Raw genomic sequence first — 1624 nt, 5'->3', positions numbered from 1 at the left:
TGTACCGCTTCGTGTACTTGCTTCCCACCTGGTGCTACTTCCTCTGGAACCTCATGTCCCAGTCTCCAGGTGTCCACGATCAAGGGGAAGCTTCACACCTGGGCTTGATCCGCTTTGACGGACACTCCTGATCAGGGGCTTCGGCCCCGGAAGGATGATGTCCATCATGGAGAGCATGGGGAAGAGGAAGCCGAGGCCCAGGCGCTCGTTCACGCCGGAGTTCAAGGCCGAGATCGTCGACCTGTGCCAGCGCGGCGACCGGTTCGTGGGACAGGTCGCGAAGGACTTCGACCTGACCGAGACCGTGACCTCGTCGATCACGGACTGCTGCGTGCCGTGGAGCGCACCGTAAGTGCGCAGCCGCACCAGCGTGTGCCGCGGCAGGATCCGCTCGCCGGTCAGCCGTGCCAGCCAGTCCACGACCCCGGGCCTCAGGGACGGCGCCGGCTCACCGCCCGGCCCCGCGCTCTGATCGCGTGACGCGATCAGAGCTTCCAGCCCCCGCCAGACAGCGCGGGCCGGGTCGTGCTCACGCGGCATGTACACCAGCGGCTTGCCCAGCTTCTTCTCCTGGCCTGGCTGCGTCGCCAGGCCGACATCGGCTCGATGGTGTGGGCGTTCTGCGGGGTGAGCGGGTCACCGTAGCTGAGCACCACGCCATGGACGCCGTCGGTGTCGGCGTGCAGCAGCAGTCGGCGCGACTGCCAGGTGTACACATCGCGCAGCCCGGCCGGGCGCGCGGCCAGGTCACCGGCCGCGCCCGGACGACGCCAGGCGGGCAGGTCACCCGTCCGGAGGGGAAGGTGGTCGGCGGCGACCAGGTTGAGCAGCAGCGTCTCACGCAGCGTCGGCCCTTCGGCCAGCACGCCGCCGAGGTTGCCGGCCCAGGCCACACCTTGCGGGTAGGCCTTGCCGTTCTTGGCCCGCGGATCGCCTACCACGCCGGTCTTGATACCCGAGGTGTCATACGCCTGGGCGTGCACCACCCAGCGTGCGGCCTCGGCGAAACCGATCCGGGTCGCGCCGGGGAAGCGCGCGGTGAAGAACGGGGCACCGTTGGGGACATCCGCGACGATCCGGTTGAGCGAGAACACCTCATCGCCCGGCGTGCGCAGCCCCGGCGTCTGGAAGAAGGGCGTGCGCGAGTGGAACAGGTCGAACCGGTCGCGGTGCTCATCCAGGTAGCCGGGCACCGCAGCGAACGGGTCGTCGTCCTCCCACAGCTCGGCCCACGCCTCTATGTCCGCCGGCCCGTCCAGGACGTCGTACGCGATCGCCAGAAGCAACCGCATCAGCGCAAAGTCCTGGGTGGGCAGGTCACCCGCCAGCTGGCGGATCCGCCCGGCCTGCGCGAAGACCTGGCGCAGGGACAACACAGTCTCGCTGCCGTCCAGCAGCAGCACCGGCAGCCACGCACAATCCGTCAGGTCGAACGTCAACCGCCCTCCCGTTCGGCCCTCCTGATTACTCGTCACGCGACACCTCGAGTCCGTCGTCGGGGCTGTAGCTGAGCCGGAACCCTGCCACACGGGAGCCTTTTCAACGGTGAGCCTCCAGGGTGAGGATGGCCTTTGTGGTTGACGTGAGTGCGTTCGGGCTGAGTCTGGCCTTGCGGAGGATCCGC

Annotated in this window: 2 protein-coding genes and 1 pseudogene; 1 reads left to right on the top strand and 2 read right to left on the bottom strand. The window is 68.5% G+C overall.

All coding sequences use genetic code 11. The annotated features are described in order from the left end of the window. Positions 1-175: 175 nt before the first annotated feature. Positions 176-352, top strand: coding sequence for a transposase (locus tag ACZ7GZ_RS43310; protein ID WP_471033352.1), 177 nt, complete (start codon positions 176-178; stop codon positions 350-352). A gap of 14 nt (positions 353-366) precedes the next feature. Here ACZ7GZ_RS43310 and ACZ7GZ_RS43305 read toward each other — a convergent pair. Together ACZ7GZ_RS43305 and casA are read right to left on the bottom strand one after the other, a co-directional pair. Beyond that, positions 367-540: pseudogene (locus tag ACZ7GZ_RS43305) on the bottom strand (type I-E CRISPR-associated protein Cse1/CasA); the annotation flags it as partial. Next, positions 486-1439: a type I-E CRISPR-associated protein Cse1/CasA gene (casA, locus tag ACZ7GZ_RS43300; protein ID WP_471033351.1), complete on the bottom strand. Its 954-nt coding sequence runs from the start codon at positions 1437-1439 to the stop codon at positions 486-488. The gene casA and the pseudogene ACZ7GZ_RS43305, both read right to left, overlap by 55 nt. Positions 1440-1624: the final 185 nt, after the last annotated feature.

The sequence above is a fragment of the Streptomyces sp. NPDC037288 genome (assembly GCF_055603265.1).
The sequence above is the reverse complement of the archived record's forward strand: the minus strand, read 5'-3'. Positions and strand labels throughout refer to the sequence as shown.

What these genes read in the sequence shown, in the direction of transcription:
- ACZ7GZ_RS43310 (WP_471033352.1), top strand. Translation starts at nt 176, where the DNA reads ATGGGGAAGAGGAAGCCGAGGCCCAGGCGCTCGTTCACGCCGGAGTTC.